This is a genomic window from Streptomyces prunicolor, assembly GCF_045162825.1.
Lineage (GTDB): Bacteria > Actinomycetota > Actinomycetes > Streptomycetales > Streptomycetaceae > Streptomyces > Streptomyces prunicolor.
Window position 1 is genome coordinate 2,830,548 of the sequence record NZ_CP108676.1, and the last position, 20,905, is coordinate 2,851,452.

The window sequence follows — 20,905 nt, forward strand, 5'->3', positions numbered from 1 at the left end:
AAGTTCATCCCTGGGTCTTCTGGATAGCTTCGCGAAGCACCTGGCGGTCGTCGAAGGGACGGACCACTCCGGCGATGTCCTGGCCTTGCTCGTGGCCCTTGCCCGCGACCAGCACGGTGTCGCCCGGCTGTGCGCGGGCGACGGCGGCGGCGATGGCGGCGGCCCGGTCCTCGAAGACCTGGACCTCGCCACGCTCGTGCGCCGGCACCGACGCGGCGCCCTGGAGCATGGTCGCGAGGATCGCGAGGGGGTCCTCGGAGCGGGGGTTGTCGGAGGTCAGTACGGCGGTGTCGGCGTGCCGGGCGACAGCGGCGCCCATCGGCTCGCGCTTGGTCTTGTCGCGGTCGCCGCCGCAGCCGAGCACGACGTGCAGCTTGCCCTCGGTGACCTTGCGCAGCGCGCGCAGGACCGATTCGACGGCGTCCGTCTTGTGGGCGTAGTCGACGACCGCGAGATACGGCTGCCCGGCGTCCACCCGCTCCAGGCGCCCCGGCACGCCCGGCACCTCGGCGATGCCATCGGCGGCGAGTTGCGGGTCGAGCCCCGCGGTGGCGAGGGCGGCGATCGCGGCGAGGGTGTTGGCCACGTTGAAGGAACCGGCGAGCGGCGAACGAGCGGTGATCAGCTCGCCCTTGGGGCCGACCGCGGTGAACGTCGAGTCCATCGGGCCGACTTCGACGTCCTGGGCGCGCCAGTCGGCGTCCGGGTGGCCCTCGGCGGAGTAGGTGGTCACGGGGACCGTGGCCTCCCGGGCGAGCCTGCGGCCGTACTCGTCGTCAAGGTTGACTACTCCCTGCCTGCTGCGCAGTGGCGTGAACAGCTGCGCCTTGGCCTGGAAGTAGTCCTCCATGCCCGTGTGGAACTCCATGTGTTCCGGGCTGAGGTTGGTGAAGACCGCGATGTCGAAGATGCAGGCGTCGACCCGGCCGAGGACCAGCGCGTGGCTGGAGACCTCCATGGCGACCGCGTCGACCCCGCGCTCCAGCATGACCGCGAACAGGGCCTGGAGATCGGTGGCTTCGGGGGTCGTGCGCTCCGACTTGATGCGCTCGTCGCCGATGCGCATCTCGACCGTACCGATCAGACCGGTGGACCGGACCGTTTTCAGGCCGCCCTCCACGAGGTACGCGGTCGTCGTCTTGCCGGAGGTGCCGGTGATGCCGATCTGGAGCAGATCGCGGCCGGGATGGCCGTAGATGGTCGCCGCCAGCTCGCCCATCTGCCCGCGCGGATCCTCAACGACCAGCACCGGCAGGCCTGTTGCGGCCGCGCGGTCGGCGCCGGCCGGGTCCGTCAGCACCGCTACGGCGCCGAGGCCTGCCGCCTGGGTGACGAAGTCGGCGCCGTGCAGCCGGGCGCCGGGGAGCGCGGCGTACAGGTCGCCGGGGCGGACGGCGCGCGAGTCATGGGTGATGCCCGTGATCTCGGCGGTCGGCACCGGCGCTGTCGTCATGGTCACGGCGGCGCCCAGTTCGTCGGCGAGTTCCGCGAGGGGTGTGGCGGAGAGCTGCGCCGGCCTGGGCGGCCCCGGGTAGGTCACGGATGCGCCCTTCTGGGGGGTTTGGGAGTGGTCGGCGGGTGGCACGGCGGTGAGCGTACCGGGCGCACCCGCCCCGGGGCGAAGCGAGGGGCCGGGCCTGCTGTCCTGCTGGCCCTGGTTCCCGGACTGGGAAGTGATCATGGTCACGGATCGGTTCCTGGCTGTTGCGCTGATCAGGGCGTGAAGGTCACGGGCAGATTCGCGGCCTTCGCCCCGGTGGGCGGGACCTGGAGGGTTTTGAGGGCGAACTCCATCACCTGCTTGTAGATCGGTCCGCAGATCTGACCGCCGAAGTAGCTTCCGCTGGTGGCGTTCTGGATCGCGCAGTAGACGGTGATGCGGGGGTTGTCGGCGGGCGCGAACCCGGCGAACGACGAGGTGTAGCCCTTGTACTTGCCGGTGGCCGGATCCACGCGGTTGGCGGTGCCGGTCTTGCCCGCGACCCGGTACCCCGGAATCGCGGCCTTACCGCCCGTGCCCTGCTCGTCGTCCACCACGGACTCCAGCATCTGGGCGAGGGTCTTCGCCGTCTTCGCGCTGATCACCCGGGTCTTCTTGGGCGTCGCCGCGGGCGTGAAGCGGCCGTCGGGACCCTTCGTGCCGCGCACCAGGGTGGGTTCGACGCGGACTCCGCCGTTGGCGACCGTCGAGTAGACGGACGCCGCCTGGAGGGCGTTGAGGGACATGCCCTGGCCGAAAGGAATCGTGTACTGCTGCGAGGTCGACCACTTGTCGGCGGGCGCGAGGATGCCCTTGGTCTCACCGGGGAAATTGAGCCCGCTGTAGCTGCCGATGCCGAACTTGCGCAGATACGAGTACAGGACCTGGTTGGCCTCGGGCTGGGTCTTGCCGAGCTGCCCGGCCGCCTCGATGGTGCCGATGTTGCTGGACTTGGCGAGCACGCCGTTGAGGGTGAGGTTCCAGGTCGCGTGGTCCACGTCGTCCTGGAAGAGCCGGTCCCCGCGGTGCAGCCGGTTCGGCACGACGACATGCGTCAGCGGGGTGGCCGCGTTCTCCTGGAGTACGGCGGCCATCGTCATGACCTTGGCGGTGGAACCGGGCTCGTAGGCGTCCTGGACGGCCGCGTTGCCCAGGGACGCGGCGCTGGCCTGCGAGAGGTCGTTCGGGTCGAAGCCGGGCGCGTTGGCCATGGCGAGGATCTCGCCGGTGCGGGTGTCCTGCACTATCACGTACCCGCGGTCCGCCTTGGACTTCTTCACCTGCTCGGCGATGGCGTTCTGCGCGGCCCACTGGATGTCACGGTCGATCGTCAGCTCCACGTCGGCACCGGGCACCGCGGGCGTCTCCGTGGAGCCCGCGGTGGGCACCTGGAGACCGCCGGACTGGGCGTAACGGACCTTGCCGTCCTTGCCGGTGAGGTCCTTGTTCAGCTGCTGCTCGACCCCGCCGCCGCCCTTGCCGTCGGCGTTGACCCAGCCCAGTATCCCGGCGGCGAGATCGCCGTTCGGGTACACGCGCTTGGTGGTGGGGACGGCGAGGACACCGGCCACGACGTTGACCGTGGTCGGGTCGGTCGAGGCCTTCGTGTTCAGCGCGCTCTTCAGGTCCTTGATCTGCTTCCAGACCTGCGGGGTCTGGCGGTTGGCGAGCACTACGTAGCGCAGGTTCTTGTTCGCGGGCCTGAGCTTCTTGACCAGTCCGGCCTGGTCCACGCCGAGGATCGGGGCGAGTAGGGCGGCCGCCTGTTCGGGCCCGTCGTCGATCTTCAGCTGCTTACGGGTGAAGAGCGTCGGGTCGGCGGTGATCGTGTACGCGTCCACGCTGGTCGCCAGCGCCACCCCGGAGCGGTCGGTGATCTCGCCGCGCTCGGCGGCCAGGACGTAGTCGACGTACCGGTTCTGCGCGGCCTTGGCGGCGTACGCGCTCGCGTCGACGGCCTGTACCTGGAGCAGCCGTACGACGAACGCGATGAGTACGAGGGTCAGCGCGAGGCTGATCATGCGCAGCCGGGGGCGGGGGCTGCCGAGCCGGAGGGAGCGGGGGCCCGCCGGGCGGCCGGCTGCGGCCGAGGGCGGAGGCGATGCCGGGCGGCGGGCCGGACGGGCACCGGGCCCGGGGCGGCGCCGGGGGGCGTTACCGCCCTCCGGGCGTTCGGGCCTGGCCGGTCCTGGCACTCGGCGGCGCGGCGGTTCCCTGTCGGACACTTCCGTCACCTGCCGGGTGTTGTCGGGGTGGAGGACTGTGCTGTGGATGACTGCGCGGTGGAGGTCTTGGTTGTAGAGGTCTTCGCGGGCTGTACGGGCCGGGTCGCGACGGGGGTGGCCGCGGGGGCCGGTGCCGGTACGACGGCCGTGGAGCCCGGGCTCGAACTGGGGCTCGGGCTCGGCCTGCTGACGAGTGCTTCGGGGGCGAGGACCGCCGGTGTGCTCACGGTCTTCGCGGCGGCCTGTTCCGGGACACCCTTCACCGTGCCATTGGGGTCGAGGAAGGCGGGGTCCCCGCCGGGCACCATGCCCAGCTCGTGGGCACGGCGCTGGAGGGCGTCGGGGGCGGAGTAGGCGTCGACGTCCCGCTGGAGGGCCTGTTCCTCGTCGGTGAGGCTCTTCGTCTGCTTCTGGAGGTCGTCCAGCTTGAACTGCCCTTCGCTGAGCGCGGAGTTCAGCACGAGCAGCGCGATCAGGCCGCCGCCCAGGAGGAGGACGACAAGGAGGACGAACGGGGTCCGGGCCGCCTGGATCCCGCCTGTCTGCGCGGGCCCGGTGGGGAAGAGCCGCGCGAGTCGGGCAGCCCTGCCCCTCAGTTCAGGTTTCCTGCTCACTCGCACCCCAGACGCCACGCCCACACGCGATACGCACTCACCCGATGTCCTCCCTGATGCGCTGAGCCCCTCGCAGCCGCGCGGGTGCCGCCCGCCGGTTCTCGGCGACCTCTTCCTCGGTGGGAAGTTCGGCACCGCGCGTCAGGAGCTTGAGCCGGGGCTGGTACTGCTCGGGTACAACAGGCAGCCCAGGAGGCGCGGTGTTGGCGGCGCCGGCCGCGAACACCTGCTTGACCAGGCGGTCTTCGAGCGAGTGGTACGACAGGACGGCGATCCGGCCGCCCACGGCAAGGGACTTCACGGCGGCGGGGATCGCACTCTCCAGGACGGAGAGTTCGCCGTTGACCTCGATGCGCAGCGCCTGGAAGGTGCGCTTGGCCGGGTTGCCGCCGGTCCGCTTGGCGGCCTGGGGCAGCGAGTCGCGGATCAGCTCGACGAGCCGCGCGCTGTTGCTGAACGGCTCCTTGTCGCGCTCCCGTACGACCGCGGAGACGATCCGCTTGGCCTGCTTCTCCTCGCCGTACGCCCGCAGGATGCGGACGAGTTCACCGGGCGCGTAGGTGTTGAGGACCTCGGCCGCGCTGATGCCGGTCGTCTGGTCCATGCGCATGTCGAGGGGCGCGTCCTGGGCGTAGGCGAAACCGCGGTCGGCCTCGTCGAGTTGCATGGAGGAGACGCCGAGGTCGAACAGAACGCCCTCCACGCGCGCGAGGCCGAGCCGTTCCAGTACGTCGGGCAACTCGTCGTAGACGGCGTGCACAAGGGTGGCGCGGTCACCGAAGGGGGCGAGGCGTTCGCCGGAGAGGCGCAGGGCCTCCTTGTCGCGGTCGAGGGCGACGAGACGGGCCTCGGGGAACTGGGTCAGCAGGGCCTCGCTGTGCCCGCCGAGGCCGAGCGTGCAGTCGACGACCACCGCGCCCGGCCGCTCCAGCGCGGGGGCCAACATGTCCAGGCACCGCTGGAGCATCACCGGGACGTGTCGACTCTGGCTCAAGGGGCCCTCTCAGATCCGGCAGGCCGTACGCACCGCCGGGTCCCCGCCCGCGGGTGAAGGGGAAGCCTGCCGGCGCCGAAAGCGTCAGCCGAACGGGAGCGGGAGGAGGCCGAGCCGTACGTACGCGCCGCGCACGTGTCGTTCAAGCTGGGGGAGAATCCGGAAAGTCGCCGGGGTCTCCGGGAAAAGTCCAGCAGGGAGAGCCTCGCCTCCCGCTTCGCGCAACTTTAGTCCACGCTGTCTCACGGTCAATCAACCGGCCTGCGCGTCGCGGGCCCGGGTGCGTGTGAAGCGTCAAAACGGGAAGAATCACCCGGACGGGTGCACCCCCGCCACCCGTGTGGGTTACCTCACAAGAGGACGCAATGACGCTCTTTTTCCCATCCCGCACCAAGACCGCACCGCCGGTGACCAGTACCGTCACAGGTATGACGACCTCCGCATCCGTACCCACAGAGTCCGAAGGCGCCATAGCCGACGGCGGGACCGTGACGGACCGCCTCGTCGAGGCCAACGCGCGATACGCCGCCGCCTTCACCGATCCCGGGATGGACGCCCACCCAGTCCTCCAGGTGGCCGTGGTGGCCTGCATGGACGCCCGCCTCGACCTGCACGCCGCGCTCGGCCTGGAGCTCGGCGACTGCCACACGATCCGCAACGCGGGAGGTGTGGTCACCGACGACGCGATCCGCTCCCTCACCATCAGCCAGCGGGCGCTCGGCACCCGCAGTGTCGTGCTCATCCACCACACCGGCTGCGGTCTGGAGTCCCTCACCGAGGAGTTCCGGCACGACCTGGAGATGGAGGTCGGCCAGCGCCCCGCCTGGGCGGTGGAGGCCTTCCGGGACGTGGAACAGGACGTACGGCAGTCCATGCAGCGTGTGCGCACCTCGCCGTTCCTGCTGCACACTGATGATGTGCGCGGCTTCGTCTTCGACGTGAAGTCGGGTCTGCTGCGCGAGATCGACCCCGCCTGACGCACCCGCCCGCCCCGAAACTTCGAAAAGTTCGCCCCTCGGACCGCGCAAAAGGTCGTAAGACCCGACAAAGCGAAGGCAGTTGTCCACAGGCGAGTGACACGAACCGGTAACGGCAACAAGAATGCGGGTGTGGCGTCACGCGGAACTTTTCCCGCGTGCCGTCCGTGTTTCGGGGTGGGCCGGTCCGCAGTGCGCGCGTCGGCCCATGGAAAGAACGGGCCGAGGAGGGCCGGGTGACGACCTATGACGATCGAGCGAGCCTTACAGATCTGACCGCCACTGTGGAGCGTGTCCGCAGTTCGGTGGAAGGAGTGATCGAGGGCAAGCCCGAGGTCGTACGGCTTTCGCTGACCGTGCTGCTCGCCGAGGGACATCTTCTGATCGAGGACGTTCCGGGTGTGGGCAAGACAATGCTGGCCAAGGCGCTGGCCCGGTCGATCGACTGTTCGGTGCGGCGAATCCAGTTCACGCCCGACCTGCTGCCCTCGGACATCACCGGTGTGTCCATCTGGGACCAGCAGCAGCGGGACTTCGAGTTCAAACCGGGCGCCATCTTCGCCCAGATCGTGATCGGCGACGAGATCAACCGCGCCTCGCCGAAGACCCAGTCCGCGCTCCTGGAGTCCATGGAGGAGCGGCAGGTCACCATCGACGGCCAGACCTACGAGCTGCCCAGCCCCTTCATGGTGGTCGCCACGCAGAACCCGGTCGAGATGGAGGGCACCTATCCGCTGCCCGAGGCCCAGCGCGACCGCTTCATGGCCCGGGTCTCCATCGGCTATCCCAGCGCGGAGGCCGAGCTACAGATGCTGGACATCCACGGCGGGGCGAGCCCGCTGGACGACCTCCAGCCGGTGGCGCACGCGCACGACATCGTCAAGCTGGTCGAGGCGGTCCGCGGCGTCCACGTCGCCGACCCGGTGCGCAGGTACGCGGTGGAGCTGGTCTCCGCCACGCGCAACCACCCCGACCTCAGACTCGGCGCCTCCCCGCGCGCGACGCTGCACCTGCTGCGCGCGGCGAAGGCCTCCGCAGCCCTGAGCGGCCGTGAGTACGCTCTGCCGGACGACATCCAGGCGCTCGCGGTCGCGATCCTCGCGCACCGCCTGCTGCCCACCGCCCAGGCCCAGCTGAACCGTCGTACGGCGGAGCAGGTGGTCCAGGAGATCCTCCAGCGCACCCCCGTGCCCGCGGCGCCGGCCCCGCAGAGCGGCCTGGGCCTCGGGGGGTACGGCCAGCAGCCTCCCCGGAGGCTGTGATGACCACCGGGGAGGCGGAGACCGACCGGGACGAGAAGGGCGGTGTCCGTACGGCCCTGGCCGGGCTGACGACCCGTGGACGCTCCTTCCTGGCCGCCGGTATCGCCGCGGCGGTCTGCGCGTACGTCCTGGGGCAGAGCGATCTGCTCCGGGTCGGGCTGCTGCTGGCCGTGCTGCCCCTGGTCTGCGCGACCGTGCTCTACCGCACCCGCTACCGAGTGGCCGGCAGCCGTCGGCTCTCCCCCGCGCGTGTGCCCGCCGGCAGCGAGGCCCGCGTCCATCTGCGGATGGACAACGTCTCGCGGCTGCCCACGGGCCTGCTGATGCTCCAGGACCGGGTGCCGTACGTGCTCGGCCCGCGTCCCCGGTTCGTCCTGGACCGGGTCGAGGCGGGCGGCCGGCGCGAGGTGTCCTACCGGGTCCGCTCGGACCTGCGCGGCCGCTACCCCCTGGGCCCGCTGCAACTGCGTCTGACGGACCCCTTCGGGATGTGCGAACTGACCCGCTCCTTCTCGACCTTCGACACCCTCACCGTCATCCCGCGCGTGGAGGCCCTCCCTCCGGTCCGCCTCAGCGGCGAGGCCAAGGGCTACGGCGACGGACGCAACCGCTCGCTGGCCCTGGCGGGCGAGGACGACGTGATCCCGCGCGGGTACCGCTACGGCGACGACCTGCGCCGCGTGCACTGGCGCTCCACCGCGCGCTACGGCGAGCTGATGGTCCGCCGCGAGGAGCAGCCCCAGCGCGCCCGCTGCACGGTCCTGCTCGACACCCGGGGCATCGCCTTCGCGGGCCAGGGCCCGGACTCGGCCTTCGAGTGGGCCGTCTCCGGCGCCGCCTCCGTCCTGGTGCACATGTTGGAACGGGGCTTCTCCGTACGGCTGTTGAGCGACACCGGCAACTCGGTGCCCGGCCAGGACGCCGACGGGTTCGCGGGCGCGAGCCAGGAGTCGGCGGACGCGGCCGGGCTGATGATGGACACCCTCGCGGTGATCGACCACTCGGACGGCGCGGGCCTGTCCCGGGCCTACGACGTCCTGCGCAGCGGGAACGAAGGGCTTCTGGTGGCCTTCTTCGGCGACCTCGACGAGGAACAGGCGGCGATCGTCGCCCGGATGCGGCAGCGCAGCGGGGGCGCCCTCGCCTTCGTGCTGGACAGCGACGGCTGGGTGCGCGAGTCGACCGACGTGGCCGGTCCCGGTGACGAGCGCGAGGAGCGGCTGCGGTTGCTGCGCGACGCGGGCTGGACCGCCGTGGGCGTACCGCGCGGCGCGTCCCTGACGGAGTTGTGGCAATCGGCGGACCGGGAGCGGAACGGCATCACCGCGACCGGCCTCGGGGAGGGATGGGCATGAGCGGGCGGGCACGACTGGCGATCTGCGCCTGGGTGGCCACACTGCTGGCGTCCTGCGCCCTGCTGCCGCTGGTCTCCCCGGCGACCTGGATCGTCCAGGCCGCCTTCATGCTGGCGATCCAGACCGGCGTGGGCGCGGCGACCCGGCGGGTGCCGCTGGCCCGGCCGCTGACCGTCGCCGCGCAGGCCCTGGTCACGCTGCTGATGCTGACCCTGGTCTTCGCGCACGCGCAGGCCCTCGCCGGGTTCGTCCCCGGCCCCGAGGCCTTCCAGCACTTCGCCGACCTGCTCCAGCAGGGCTCCAACGACGTCTCCCGGTACGCGATCCCGGCCCCGCTGCACGACGGCATCCGGCTGATGCTCATCGGCGGTGTCCTGGTGATCGGCCTCGCGGTGGACACGCTCGCGGTCACCTTCCGCAGCGCGGCGCCTGCCGGGCTGCCGCTGCTCGCGCTGTACTCGGTCGCCGCCGGGCTGTCCGAGAGCAGCGTCAGCTGGCTGTGGTTCCTGCTCGCCGCGGCCGGTTATCTGATGCTGCTGCTGGCCGAGGGCCGGGACCGGCTCGCCCAGTGGGGCCGGGTCTTCGGCGGGGCGGCCCGTACCACCGGGGGCCCGGAGTCCTCGGGACCGCTCGCCCCGGTGCGCACCGGGCGGCGGATCGGCGCGGTCGCGATGGCCATCGCCCTGTTGCCGCTGCCCACCATCTCGGGCGGCCTGCTGGACGCCGCCGGGACGGGCGTGGGCGCGGGCACCGGAGGTGGCGGCACGATCTCCGCGGTCAACCCGCTGGTCTCGCTCCGCGACAGCCTGAACGTGGACGAGAACCGCCAGGTCCTGTCCGTGGACACCACCTCGACCGACCCCTCGGACATGTATCTGCGGATCGTGTCCCTGGACGACTTCGACGGCACCACCTGGAAGCCGTCCCAGCGGCACATCGTCGGAGTGCCGAACCAGTTCCCCACCCCGACCGGCCTCGGCGCCGACGTCAAGCGCTCGAAGATCCTGACCCGGATCTCGGCCGCGGACTGGTACGCCCAGGACTGGCTGCCGATGCCGTACCCGCCCAGCCACGTGAGCATCGACGGCAGTTGGCGCTACGAGCCCGTGGGCATGACGGTCGTGGGCGACCACGGCCAGAACACGCGTGGGGCGACCTACACGGTCACCAGCCTGGACGTGGAGCCGACCGCGGAGCAGCTGGCCACCGCGCCGCAGGCGTCGTCGGCCATGAGGGACCAGTACACCAAGGTGCCGAAGTCGCTGCCCGCGGTGGTGGCCGACACCGCCCGCAAGGTCACCGCGGGCTCGACCAGTCACTACGAGCAGGCGGTCAAGCTCCAGGACTACTTCGCGGTGACCGGCGGCTTCCAGTACGACACCCAGGTGGACGTCGGCACCGGCCGCGACGCGATCGCCAAGTTCCTGCGGGACAAGCAGGGCTTCTGCGTCCACTTCTCCTTCGCGATGGCGGCGATGGCCCGCACCCTGGGCATTCCGGCCCGGGTCGCGGTGGGCTTCGCGCCCGGCACCCCGGAGGCGGACGGCACGGTGTCGGTGGGCCTGAAGGACGCGCACGCCTGGCCCGAGCTGTACTTCGAGGGCGTGGGCTGGACCCGCTTCGAGCCGACCCCCAACCGGGGCTCGGTGCCGTCGTACACCCAGTCGACCACGCCCGGCAGTGACGTCCCGGACCCGGCCGTCCCCTCGACCTCGACGAGCACGGCGCCCTCCGCGGCCCCCTCGGCGAGCGAGAGCTGCACGGCCCAGCAGCGGAAGCTGGACGACTGCACGAGCCAGGCCCCGGCGCTCGCCACGGGCGGTGAGCCGCGGGGTCCCTGGTGGTACGCGCAGATGGTGGCGCTGGGCCTGGCCGCGCTCCTGCTGCTGACGGTCCCCTTCGCGCCGATGCTGTGGCGGACCCGGATGCGTTCCGTACGGCTGGGAGCGCACGGTCGTACGGAGGCGGACGCGGCCATCCACACGCTGGCCGTGTGGGAGGAACTGACCGATACCGCCTGGGACTTCGGGATCTCGCCCGACGAGTCGCTGACCCCGCGCAAGGCGGCGGCCCGGATCGTGAGACTCGGGCATCTCGACCCACCGTCCGCCGCTTCGGTGCACCGCGTGGCGGACGCCGTGGAGCAGGTCCTGTACGCGCCCCGGCCGCAGCTGGCGGCGGGGCTCGCGAAGGATGTCCGGCGGGTCGTCGTCGGGTTCCAGGAGACGGCCGGCCGCTCCACGCGGCTGCGCGCACTGGTCGCCCCGCGCTCGACCGTCCGGGTGGTGTGGGCGCTGTCGGCCTGGTGGATGTCGGTGACGACACGGGCGGCGGCGCTGCGGCCGACCCTGCGCAAGCCGTCCGGACAGCAGGGCTAGCGGGCACGGCCCGGAGAGCACAGCAGGCATACGGGAGGGGGTGACCACCGAATCGGTGGTCACCCCCTCACTCGTGTCTTGAGGAGCGCCGCGTGTTCTGCTTCCGCGGGGCCGGGTGCCGCTACTGGCCGCCGCCCTGTTGCTCGTCGCGGCGGCGCTGCCAGCGCTGCTCGATACGATCCATCACCGAGCGCCGCTGCCGTCCCTGATGGCGGGCGTGCGGTGCGCCCGCGGCGGGCTGTTCGCCAGGCTTGGGGGCTTTGCGCCAACCGGTCACGACGAGCACCGCACAGCCCAGCATGACGAGGAACCCCATCACGCTGACCCAAATCTGCTTGGCGACCATTCCTGTCATGAGGAGCGCAATACCCACGAGGAAGCCGGCCATCGCCTGGTAGACCCGTCGCCGGGTGTACGTGCGCAGCCCGCTTCCCTCAAGCGCTGTCGCGAACTTGGGATCTTCGGCGTACAGCGCTCGCTCCATCTGCTCGAGCATTCGCTGCTCGTGCTCCGAGAGCGGCACGGAGTCCTCCTCATCGTGCAGTCGCCGGGGCGACCCGGGGGGTCCCTTCAGGATAGGCAGGGAATCGCCCCCGTGAAACCCGCCCCTCTACGCCAATTGACCAACCGGAATCCGCCATGGCCGTTCCGGCTCGCTGAAGCTTCCATTCCCCAGCGGCCGTCCCGTCATGCCGACCGGTCTCCCTCGATCATACGGCGCCGGGCCCCCGATCGGGGGGCCTGTGGCGTACTCCATGTGCTGTCGAGCCCCTGATCAGGGGTCCGGCACGGGAGGCCACTCACGCCTCGCCGGCACCCCGCGTCTCGCCGAGCACATGAAGCTGCGTGGCCACGGAGTGGAACGCCGGGAGCTCGGCCACCGCGGCCTCCAGCTTCAGCAGCGCGTCCAGGGCGCCGGGCTCGGTGTCCACGAGCACTCCGGGGACCAGGTCGGCGAAGACCCGCACCCCGTGCACGGCGCCGACGTCCAGGCCCGCGCCCTCGACGAACGCGGCGAGCTGCTCGGCGGTGAAACGGTGCGGGACGGGGTCGGCGGCGCCCCAGCGGCCGTTCGGGTCGTCGAGGGCCTGCCTGGCCTCCTTGAAGTGGCCGGCGAGGGCGCGCGCGAGCACCGCACCGCCGAGCCCGGCGGCGAGCAGGCTGAGGACGCCCTCGGGGCGCAGCGCGGCCACCACCGTGCGGACGCCCTCGGCGGGGTCGTCCACGTACTCCAGCACGCCGTGGCACAGCACCGCGTCGTAGCCGCCGCGCTCGACCACGTCGAAGAGGCCGTGCGCGTCGCCCTGGACGCCCTGCACACGGTCGGCGACACCGGCCTCGGCGGCGCGGCGCTCCAGCGCGAACAGCGCGTTCGGGCTGGGGTCGACGACGGTGACGCGGTGCCCGAGGCGGGCGACGGGCACCGCGAAGTTGCCGCTGCCGCCTCCGGTGTCGAGGACGTCCAGCGCGTCCCGACCCGTGGCCTTGACCCGGCGGTCGAGGGCGTCCTGAAGGACGTCCCAGACCACGGCGGTACGGAGGGAGGCGCGGGGGCGGCTCGGGTCCGACACGGCAGTTGACTCCTCGGCGCGGCACCGCCTGTGCACGGCGGAGCGAACGGGCTGCCTCCCCGGCCCGGCTGCGGGCGGAGGGAAGGCTTCAGGCGCCTTCCACCCTATTGCCTCCGGTGCCGTACCTGGTCATGCGTCTCGCGCGGAAGTGCTCCGCTGGTAGAGCGGTGATGAACCTGCGGGCCGGTGGGGGCTGGTCGCGCCGTTCCTCGCGCCCCTTTGGGGCGCTGTGCCTCGGCGGAGTTCGCCCAGGCGCCGCTCATCCTGCTCGGTCCCCCGGCCGCTCAGGGTCCTGGCGTGGCTGGGGCAGGACCGGCTGGAGGACGAGCATCCGCTCGACCAGGCGCAGGAACATCGCCACGTCGCGTATGAGGTCGTCGGCGTCCCGGCGGGTCGCCGCGCCCTGGATGCCCGCCTCGGCCCGCGCGCGGCGCCGGGCGCCGGAGGCGAACAGGGCGCTCCACTCGGTGAGTTCGGGCGCGATCTCGGGGAGCACTTCCCAGGCGCTGCGGATACGGCCGCGACGCCGGGTCGTGGGCTCCGGCTGGACCCGCGCGGCGAGTACCGCGGCGGCGGTGCGCAGGGCGGCCAAGTGGGCTGTGGCATAGCGCTCGTTCGACGTTTCGAGGACTGCTGCCTCGTCCAGTCCCGCACGGGCCTGGGCTAGGAGATCCAGAGCGGCGGGCGGGGCCGTGGCCCGGCGGAGCACGGGGTGCACGTCGCTCGCCGGGCCGGTCAGTGAGGGGGCAGGGCCGGCGGCGCGGCGCCGGCGGGCGGCGGCTGCGGACGGGTGGGCCATGACGAACCTCCTGTCGTCGTGTGACGGCACGCCCAGTCAGGTAGTGCCGTATGTGCCCATCGTGAGGTATGGCACTGACAATCCGTTCTGACCTGCGCTTTTGCTTCGATCGAAGGTTCGGGTTACTTTTTGCACTGACCAGTCAGTTCAAAAGAACCCGGCAACAGGGGATGGGGAACCGTGGGTGGGGTCGGTGTCACCGCCGAGGACTTCGGGGTCAAGGGGCCGCGCGGCTGGGCGTTCCGGGGGATCTCCCTGGACGCCGGGCCCGGCTCACTGATCGCCGTCGAGGGGCCGTCCGGGTCCGGGCGTACGAGCCTGCTGCTCGCGCTCACCGGGCGGATGAAGGCGTCCGAAGGGACCGCCTCCGTGGGCGAGTTCACGCTGCCGAAGCAGTCGGCGGCGGTACGCCGGGTCAGTGCCCTGGCGAATGTCGCCGGGGTCACCGACCTCGAACCGGCGCTGACCGTGGGCGAGCATCTGCGCGAACGGGCGCTGCTGCAACGGCGGTTCGGGGATTCCGTGCGCGGGCTGCTGCGCCCCCGGTCCGAGCGGGCCGTCGAGGCGGGGCTGCGCATCGAGCGGGCGCTGACCGCGGCCGGCCTCGACCGCGAGGCGCTGCCCAAGGGGTCCCGGACCGCGGTACGGGACCTGGAACGACCGCAGGAGGTGCGGCTGTCCATCGCGCTGGCGCTCGTCGGGCGGCCCGCGCTGCTCGGTGTGGACGATGTCGACCTCAAGCTCTCGGATGCCGAACGGGCGGAGATCTGGGGCCTGTTGAGGTCCCTCGCCGATTCCGGAACGACTGTCGTAGCGGTGTCCACCGAGGGGACGGAGAAGGCCGATGCACGCGCCACGACTGGCCGCGCTTGAGCTCAGGCGCTTCGGCAGGGGGAAGCTGCCGCGCGCCGCGCTCGTCGCCCTCCTGCTGCTGCCGCTGCTGTACGGCGCCCTGTACCTGTGGTCCTTCTGGGATCCGTACGGCCGCCTGGACCGCATCCCCGTGGCGCTCGTCAACGACGACAAGGGAGCCACCGCCGACGGGAAGAAGCTCACCGCGGGCGCGAGCATCACCGAGGGGCTGCGGGACAGCAAGACGTTCGACTGGCACGAGGTGAGCGCGGCCACCGCGCGGAAGGGCGTCGAGGACGGCACGTACTACCTGTCGTTGACGATGCCGGCCGACTTCAGTACGCGGATCGCCTCCAGTGCGGGCGACTCCCCGGAGACGGGCGCGCTCCAGGTGCGGACGAACGACGCGAACAACTACATCGTCGGGCAGATCTCCCGGACGGTGTTCAGCGAGGTGCGGACGGCCGCGTCCACCAAGGCCTCGCGCAGTTTCCTGGACCGGATCTTCGTCTCGTTCTCCGACATCCACGGCCAGACCGTGAAGGCGGCCGACGGCGCCGACAAGCTGAAGGGCGGCATCGGGACGGCCGAGGAGGGCTCCAAGGATCTCGCCGACGGTCTGAAGGACGCCAAGAAGGGCAGCGGCAAGCTCTCCAAGGGCCTCAAGAAGCTCGACACGGGCGCGGGTGACCTGGCGGACGGATCGGCGCAGGTCGCGGCCGGGACGCAGACCCTCGCGGACACGGTCGACGGGGTCGCCGACAAGGTGGGGCCCTTCCTGAAGGACAACGAGAAGACCATCGGGGACACAGCCCAGTTGGTCGCCGACTCGACCAAGACCATCCGCGCCAACCTGGGCACCCTGGTGAAGACGGCTCCGGTCGCCGCCAAGGGCGCACACGCGGCCTCGGACACCCTGGACGAGGTCTACAAGGCGCGTTGCCAAAGTGTCGTGCTGAAGGATGACGCCTGCCCCGACCTGAAGAAGGCCGCTACGGCCGCCTCGGACGTCGCGAAGGTCGCCGACGACGTGAACAGCCTGGTCGCCGACCAGAACGGCGACCTGAAGAAGCTCGACGCCAACCTCGGCACGCTCCAGACACAGGCCCAGGCGCTCGCCGACCGCGCCCCACACCTCTCCGAGGACCTCGACGACGCGGTGGCCAGGATCGACAGGCTGAACGCCGGCGCCGGGAAGGTCGCCGCGGGCGCCAAGACCCTGCACACCGGACTCGGCACGGCCAAGACCGGTGCCGCCGACCTGGACACCGGCGTCGGCAAGCTGAAGACAGGTGCCGTGGACCTCAACGGCGGCCTGTACAAGCTCGTCGACGGCTCCGGGAAGCTCGCCGGCGGTCTGCACGACGGAGCGGCGCAGATCCCGGACTACGACAAGCAGGACCGCGACCAACGCACCGGCGTCATGGCCGACCCGGTCCAACTCGCCTCCCAGGACCTGCACAAGGCGCCCAACTACGGCACCGGATTCGCCCCGTACTTCATCCCGCTGTCCCTGTGGGTGGGCGCGATGGTGGCCTACATGCTGATCGCGCCCATGAACCGGCGCGCACTCGCCGCCGGTGCCTCTGCCTGGCGGATCGCGCTCGCGGGGTGGCTGCCGGTGGTCGCGGTCGGGGTGCTCCAGACGGTGGCCCTGATGGCCGTACTGCACTGGGCGATCGGCCTGGAGATGGCGCGGGCGGCCGGCACGATCGGCTTCCTGTTCCTGGTGACCGCGTGCTTCGCGGCCATCGTGCAGTGGCTGAACGCACGCTTCGGGGCGGCCGGCCGGATCCTCGTACTCGCCCTGCTGATGCTCCAGTTGACGTCGGCGGGCGGCACCTATCCCGTGCAGACCAGCCCGGGCTTCTTCAATGCGATCCACCCCTTCTTGCCGATGAGTTACGTCGTCGAGGCGCTACGGAGGCTCATCACCGGCGGTGGCCTCGGACCCGTGTGGCACGCGTGCGTGGTGCTCGTCGCCTTCACCGCGGGGGCGCTCGCGCTGACCGCGCTGTCGGCCCGCCGCCGCCAGGTGTGGACGCTGGACCGGCTGCACCCGGAGCTGAGCCTGTGACCGCGCCCAGGACCCGGGCACCCGTGCCCGCGGCGGAAGCCGGGCCTGTGACAATCAGGCCCATGGAAAGCAGCAGCACCCCGTCGGGCGGCAGCACACGCCGCGAGGCCACCCGGCAGAAGCTCTACGAGGCGGCCGTCACGCTCATCGCCGAACAGGGCTTCTCCGCCACCACGGTGGACGAGATCGCCGAGCGCGCCGGAGTGGCGAAGGGCACCGTCTACTACAACTTCGCCAGCAAGTCCGTCCTCTTCGAGGAGCTGCTGCGGCACGGCGTGGGCCTCCTCACCGCCTCCCTCAGAGAGGCCGCCGAGCAGACGGAGCGGGACGGCGGCAGCAAGGTCGACGCCCTGGACGCGATGATCCGCGCGGGCCTCGGCTTCATCGCCCGCTACCCGTCCTTCACCCAGCTGTACGTGGCCGAGCTGTATCGCACCAACCGAGCCTGGCAGTCCACGCTCATGGTGGTGCGGCAGCAGGTGAACGCGGCCATCGAGGACGTGCTGCACGCGGGCGTGGCGGGCGGCGAGTTCAGCCCTGAGATCGATGTCCGGCTGACCGCGGCGGCGCTGGTCGGGATGGTCCTGGTGGCCGCCCTGGACTGGCAGTCGTTCCAGCCGGAGCGCTCCCTGGACGACGTCCACTCGGCGCTGTCCCGGCTGCTCCAGGGCCGGGTGAGCGGAGACCGCTGACGGCAGCACACGAAACAGCGCACACGCAGAAGCGCCGGTCCGTTGTGGCCGCGTCCCCCGCGGGCCACCTCGAACCGGCGCTCCCTTGTGCTCCCCCGTACGTTCCCCCTGTCGGAACCCCCGTCGGTCAGTCCAGGGTTCCCCCGTGCCTCGCTTCCGCCGAAGGTTCGGCGGAAGGAGCGGCCAAGGGCGCGGGCCCCGTTCCGCCGCCCCGTGTCGGCGGTTCCGGAGCCGCGCCCCTTTCCGTGCCCCTACTCTCTCGTTCGCGCAGGTCGCACCCCATCCGCGCGCGTACTCATCTCACTCCCTAGGTACGGATACTCAGCCGTACGCACTCAGGCCCAGGACGCCGTGTTGCCGAGTGGTTACTATCGCCTCCGTGTCCGTACTCCCCCTGGTCTTCACCAGCGGCTGGGCCAGCGGCATCAACGCGTACGCGGTGGTGCTGCTGCTCGGGATCTTCGGCGCGACCGGAGTGACCGACGCGGTCCCCGAGTCGCTGCAACGCCCTGAGGTCCTCGTCACAGCGGGCGTCCTGTTCCTCTGCGAGGCGGTCGCCGACAAGATCCCCTACGTCGACTCGGTGTGGGACTCCGTGCACACGGTGATCCGGCCGGCCGCCGGGGCGTGGGTCGGGGCGGTGCTCGCCGGGCACAGCGGTTCGATGAACGATGTGGTGGCGGGCCTGATCGGCGGTTCGTCGGCGCTGGCCAGCCATACCGTCAAGGCCGGGACGCGAATGGCGATCAACACCTCGCCGGAGCCGTTCAGCAACGTGATCATGAGCTTCGCGGAGGATCTCGGGGTCGGCGGGATCGTCTCGTTCGCGATGTTCCATCCCCAGGCGGCGGCGATCATCGCGGCCGTGCTGCTGGTGGCCGGGCTCACGGTCCTGTTCTTCCTGATCTCGCGGATCCGGCGCTTCCTGCGCCGCCGGGCCCAGCGCCGGGAGGAGAAACGGCTCGCCGCGCAGGTGGGACACCCGCCCGGCCGGCCACCGGACCCGCCACCGTGGTGACCGCCCGCGACCGGACTGTCAGTGGCGGCCGATAAAGTCGCAGGCATGGCACGGATTGCGGTGATCGGCGCCGGCATGGGCGCGATGGCGGCCGCTGCCCGGCTGGCCGTCGCGGGCCACCGGGTGGCGGTGTACGAGCGTACGGAGACGTACGGCGGTGCGGTGCGCCGCTTCGAGCGGGACGGGTTCTCCTTCGACACCGGCCCCGGACTGCTGCCCGTGCCCGCGGTCCACCGCGACCTGTTCATCAAGACCGGCAAGGAGCCGCTGGAGGACCTGGTCGAGCTGGTCCAGGTCGACCCCTCCTCCCGGCACGTCTTCGCGGACGGCACCGAGGTCTCGTTGCCGAACGCCTCCCGCGCGGGCGTCGTCACGGCCCTGGACGAGGCCCTGGGCGGCGGCGCGGGCCAGCGCTGGGGTGACTTCCTGATCCGGGCCCGCGAGGCCTGGGACCGCACCCGCAGGCCCCTCCTGGAGGAGCCCCTGTGGCCCAACTGGTCGGTGCTGGCCGACCAGGAGCCGTATCCGGCGGTCCCGCACAAGAAGCTGCTGCGCACGCGCAGGGCGAGCACCCTCGCCGAGATCGGCGCCTGGGAGCTGCGCGACGAGCGCCTGACGGCCCTCCTGGAGAGCCACGCGCTCGCGTACGGCCTCCACCCCCGGACCGCTCCGGCGAGCGCGGCCGTGCTGCCGTACATGGAGCACGCCTTCGGCACCTGGTATGTGCGGGGCGGCATGCGGGAGTTGGCGCGCGCGGTGTACGAGCGGTGTGTGGCCCGGCGGGTCGAGTTCGTCTTCGGGGCCGAGGTCACCCGGGTCCTGGAGAAGGACGGGCGGGCGGCCGGGGTGGAGCTCGCCGACGGGACGGTGGTCGACGCGGACCATGTCGTGGCGGACGTCGACCCCGCGCGGCTACGGGCCCTGACGGACCGTCCGCTGGACGAGGACGGCGATGTGCGGGCCGATACGGACTCGCCCCGGCCGGTGCGGTTCACGCTCCTGCTGGCCCTGCGCGGCCCGCGTGAGGACGGAGCCGTTCACCGGACGGTGGTCCACGCCCCGGACCGCGAGGCCGAGTTGGACCTCCTGACCTCCCCCGGCGGCGACGAGCCCCGCTGCCCCACGGTGACGGTGCTGCGGCCCGATGACCCGGCGCTCACGCCCGCCGGCGAGCACGAGTCGGTGGTGGTGTCCGCCGTGCTGTCGAGCGAGGCGGGTTGGGAGGAGGAGCGCACGGTCCGGAGCCACACCGACTTCCTCCTCGGAGCCGCCGAGTCCGCCGTACCCGGGCTGCGGGAGCGCCTGTTGTGGCACGAGGTGCGTACGCCTGGCGACACGGAGGGCGAGACGGGTGCCCGCTCCGGAGCCGTGCCCGCGCCCTCGCTCGCCGCCGGGCGGGGCCGTTTCCTGCACCCGGCGAACACCACGCGCGTGCCCGGGCTCTACCGGGTCGGCGGCTGGTCGCACCCCGGCGGCGGGCTTGCGCACGCCGGGATGTCGGGGGCGCTGGTCGCCGGACTGATCGTGGAGGGACCCCAGTTCAGAGGGTCCCAGTAAGCAGGTCTCAGCGGGAGGGTCTCAGGAGGCTTCAGAAACGGTACTGCTCGTCGTAGCCGGGGCCCGACTGCGGCTGCTGCTGCGGCTGTTGCTGGCCGTCGCCCTGGTACGGGTACTGCTGCTCCGGTGGCATCTCGCCGCCGTAGGTCTCGTCGTTGCGCTGCTGCGGGACCCAGACCCCGCCGGCCGGGGTCTCGCCGCCGTAGCCGGCGTTGCCGTACTGGTCCTGCGTGTAGCCCTGTTGGGGATACTGCTGCTGGCCGTCGTAGCCCGTGTCGTAGCCGGTGCCGCCGTAGGTCTGCGTGCCGATGTACGGGTCCGAGTACGCGGCGTACTGCTGCTGGCCGGTCGTGTCGTAGCCGTACTGCTGCTGGTCGTAGCCCGTGTAGGTGTTGTCGTAGCCGTACTGCTGCTGGTCGGCCGCCGCGTAGGCCTGGTCCTGGGGCTGGCCCGCGGCCGCCGCGGCGTACGCCTGGTCGGTGCCCTCGTAGTTGGGGTCCGTGGCGTTCGCGTACGCGGTGGCGCTGTACACGCCGTAGGAACCGGTGTCGTCCGGGAGGGGCTGCGGCTCGTAGACCGAGGCGGTCTCGGCGGCCGTGGGGGCGACGGGGCGGTTCGGGGTGAACACGTCGTCGCGGTCGTAGTCGTCGTCCTGGCCGAAGGCGGCCTTGTTCTGGCCGTACTCCTGGAAGCCGGTCTCCGCGCCCTCGGGGCCGGAGGCGTCCAGGTTCGGGTCCTGCTCGTCCGGCTCGCCGCGGCGGCGCTTGAGGCCGCCCGCGCCCGGCCGGCCGGAGACCGCCCAGCCGGCTTCGAAGCCGCGGCGGAACGACAGCGTGACGTAGGTCTGGCCGACGGCGAAGGCCACCGCTCCCAGGCCGATCACGACGACGGAAGGAATCAGCACCCCGAGCACGACACCCAGGAACCCGACGAAAGCGAGCAGCCGCCAGCGCAGGCGTGCCTTGTACTGCAGCAGCACCTCACCGAGCAACCACAGTGCGACGACGCCGAACGCGATGTAGAGGACCGTCCAGCCCATGTACGCCCCTCTCCC

Annotated in this window: 17 protein-coding genes; 9 read left to right on the plus strand and 8 right to left on the minus strand. The window is 71.6% G+C overall.

Annotated features, from left to right (window positions below):
* Nucleotides 1-4: 4 nt before the first annotated feature.
* The 4 genes from OG588_RS12765 to rsmH form a co-directional block, all read right to left on the minus strand.
* Nucleotides 5-1,540, minus strand: coding sequence for a UDP-N-acetylmuramoyl-L-alanyl-D-glutamate--2,6-diaminopimelate ligase (locus tag OG588_RS12765; RefSeq protein WP_405953108.1), 1,536 nt, complete (start codon nucleotides 1,538-1,540; stop codon nucleotides 5-7).
* Nucleotides 1,541-1,713: 173 nt separating this feature from the next.
* Nucleotides 1,714-3,705 (minus strand): peptidoglycan D,D-transpeptidase FtsI family protein, encoded by a 1,992-nt coding sequence (locus OG588_RS12770; protein ID WP_405947377.1) that lies wholly within the window; start codon nucleotides 3,703-3,705, stop codon nucleotides 1,714-1,716.
* A gap of 5 nt (nucleotides 3,706-3,710) precedes the next feature.
* Entirely contained in the window at nucleotides 3,711-4,319 is a 609-nt protein-coding gene (locus OG588_RS12775) for a septum formation initiator family protein (RefSeq protein WP_405947378.1), read from the minus strand.
* Between the two features lie 37 nt (nucleotides 4,320-4,356).
* Complete coding sequence (gene rsmH / locus OG588_RS12780) at nucleotides 4,357-5,313, minus strand: 16S rRNA (cytosine(1402)-N(4))-methyltransferase RsmH (protein ID WP_405947379.1); 957 nt, start codon at nucleotides 5,311-5,313, stop codon at nucleotides 4,357-4,359.
* A gap of 428 nt (nucleotides 5,314-5,741) precedes the next feature.
* On the opposite strand from rsmH, the gene OG588_RS12785 reads away from it, so the two are divergent.
* The 4 genes from OG588_RS12785 (at nucleotide 5,742) to OG588_RS12800 (ending at nucleotide 11,285) form a co-directional block, all read left to right on the plus strand.
* The gene (locus OG588_RS12785) at nucleotides 5,742-6,290 is read left to right on the plus strand and encodes a beta-class carbonic anhydrase (protein WP_393042682.1); all 549 of its coding nucleotides are present in this window, start codon (nucleotides 5,742-5,744) and stop codon (nucleotides 6,288-6,290) included.
* A gap of 236 nt (nucleotides 6,291-6,526) precedes the next feature.
* Nucleotides 6,527-7,552, plus strand: a complete 1,026-nt coding sequence (locus tag OG588_RS12790; RefSeq protein WP_026151232.1) for a MoxR family ATPase — start codon at nucleotides 6,527-6,529, stop codon at nucleotides 7,550-7,552.
* Complete coding sequence (locus tag OG588_RS12795) at nucleotides 7,552-8,907, plus strand: DUF58 domain-containing protein (RefSeq protein ID WP_405947380.1); 1,356 nt, start codon at nucleotides 7,552-7,554, stop codon at nucleotides 8,905-8,907. The genes OG588_RS12790 and OG588_RS12795 overlap by 1 nt, the downstream gene beginning before the upstream one ends.
* Nucleotides 8,904-11,285 (plus strand): DUF3488 and DUF4129 domain-containing transglutaminase family protein, encoded by a 2,382-nt coding sequence (locus tag OG588_RS12800; RefSeq protein WP_405947381.1) that lies wholly within the window; start codon nucleotides 8,904-8,906, stop codon nucleotides 11,283-11,285. The genes OG588_RS12795 and OG588_RS12800 overlap by 4 nt, the downstream gene beginning before the upstream one ends.
* Before the next feature lie 121 nt (nucleotides 11,286-11,406).
* Here the strand turns inward: OG588_RS12800 and OG588_RS12805 are convergent, their stop codons facing one another.
* From OG588_RS12805 to OG588_RS12815, 3 genes are all read right to left on the minus strand, one after another.
* A complete protein-coding gene (locus OG588_RS12805) occupies nucleotides 11,407-11,808 on the minus strand; it encodes a DUF3040 domain-containing protein (protein WP_019062335.1) in 402 nt (133 codons plus the stop codon).
* A gap of 277 nt (nucleotides 11,809-12,085) precedes the next feature.
* A complete protein-coding gene (locus OG588_RS12810) occupies nucleotides 12,086-12,856 on the minus strand; it encodes a methyltransferase (RefSeq protein WP_393042679.1) in 771 nt (256 codons plus the stop codon).
* A gap of 259 nt (nucleotides 12,857-13,115) precedes the next feature.
* On the minus strand, nucleotides 13,116-13,655 hold the full coding sequence (locus OG588_RS12815) for an SAV_6107 family HEPN domain-containing protein (RefSeq protein WP_405947382.1): 540 nt from the start codon (nucleotides 13,653-13,655) through the stop codon (nucleotides 13,116-13,118).
* Nucleotides 13,656-13,835: 180 nt separating this feature from the next.
* Here OG588_RS12815 and OG588_RS12820 point away from each other — a divergent pair, with 180 nt between their 5' ends.
* The 5 genes from OG588_RS12820 to OG588_RS12840 all read left to right on the plus strand — a co-directional run bounded on the left by OG588_RS12820 (nucleotide 13,836) and on the right by OG588_RS12840 (nucleotide 19,851).
* Nucleotides 13,836-14,528 (plus strand): ATP-binding cassette domain-containing protein, encoded by a 693-nt coding sequence (locus tag OG588_RS12820; protein WP_405947383.1) that lies wholly within the window; start codon nucleotides 13,836-13,838, stop codon nucleotides 14,526-14,528.
* On the plus strand, nucleotides 14,500-16,584 hold the full coding sequence (locus tag OG588_RS12825; protein WP_405947384.1) for a YhgE/Pip family protein: 2,085 nt from the start codon (nucleotides 14,500-14,502) through the stop codon (nucleotides 16,582-16,584). Before OG588_RS12820 ends, OG588_RS12825 begins: the two co-directional genes overlap by 29 nt.
* A gap of 62 nt (nucleotides 16,585-16,646) precedes the next feature.
* Complete coding sequence (locus OG588_RS12830) at nucleotides 16,647-17,276, plus strand: TetR/AcrR family transcriptional regulator (protein WP_398849189.1); 630 nt, start codon at nucleotides 16,647-16,649, stop codon at nucleotides 17,274-17,276.
* Nucleotides 17,277-17,655: 379 nt separating this feature from the next.
* Entirely contained in the window at nucleotides 17,656-18,294 is a 639-nt protein-coding gene (locus OG588_RS12835; RefSeq protein ID WP_405947385.1) for a DUF4126 domain-containing protein, read from the plus strand.
* Nucleotides 18,295-18,339: 45 nt separating this feature from the next.
* Nucleotides 18,340-19,851 (plus strand): phytoene desaturase family protein, encoded by a 1,512-nt coding sequence (locus OG588_RS12840; RefSeq protein ID WP_405947386.1) that lies wholly within the window; start codon nucleotides 18,340-18,342, stop codon nucleotides 19,849-19,851.
* A 31-nt stretch (nucleotides 19,852-19,882) separates the two neighbouring features.
* On the opposite strand, the gene OG588_RS12845 is transcribed toward OG588_RS12840, so the two are convergent.
* A complete protein-coding gene (locus tag OG588_RS12845; protein WP_405947387.1) occupies nucleotides 19,883-20,890 on the minus strand; it encodes a hypothetical protein in 1,008 nt (335 codons plus the stop codon).
* Between the last annotated feature and the right edge of the window lie 15 nt (nucleotides 20,891-20,905).

What these genes read in the sequence shown, in the direction of transcription:
- OG588_RS12815 (WP_405947382.1), bottom strand. Translation starts at nt 13,655, where the DNA reads ATGGCCCACCCGTCCGCAGCCGCCGCCCGCCGGCGCCGCGCCGCCGGC.
- OG588_RS12840 (WP_405947386.1), top strand. Translation starts at nt 18,340, where the DNA reads ATGGCACGGATTGCGGTGATCGGCGCCGGCATGGGCGCGATGGCGGCC.
- OG588_RS12845 (WP_405947387.1), bottom strand. Translation starts at nt 20,890, where the DNA reads ATGGGCTGGACGGTCCTCTACATCGCGTTCGGCGTCGTCGCACTGTGG.
- OG588_RS12800 (WP_405947381.1), top strand. Translation starts at nt 8,904, where the DNA reads ATGAGCGGGCGGGCACGACTGGCGATCTGCGCCTGGGTGGCCACACTG.
- OG588_RS12795 (WP_405947380.1), top strand. Translation starts at nt 7,552, where the DNA reads ATGACCACCGGGGAGGCGGAGACCGACCGGGACGAGAAGGGCGGTGTC.
- OG588_RS12825 (WP_405947384.1), top strand. Translation starts at nt 14,500, where the DNA reads ATGCACGCGCCACGACTGGCCGCGCTTGAGCTCAGGCGCTTCGGCAGG.
- OG588_RS12785 (WP_393042682.1), top strand. Translation starts at nt 5,742, where the DNA reads ATGACGACCTCCGCATCCGTACCCACAGAGTCCGAAGGCGCCATAGCC.
- OG588_RS12830 (WP_398849189.1), top strand. Translation starts at nt 16,647, where the DNA reads ATGGAAAGCAGCAGCACCCCGTCGGGCGGCAGCACACGCCGCGAGGCC.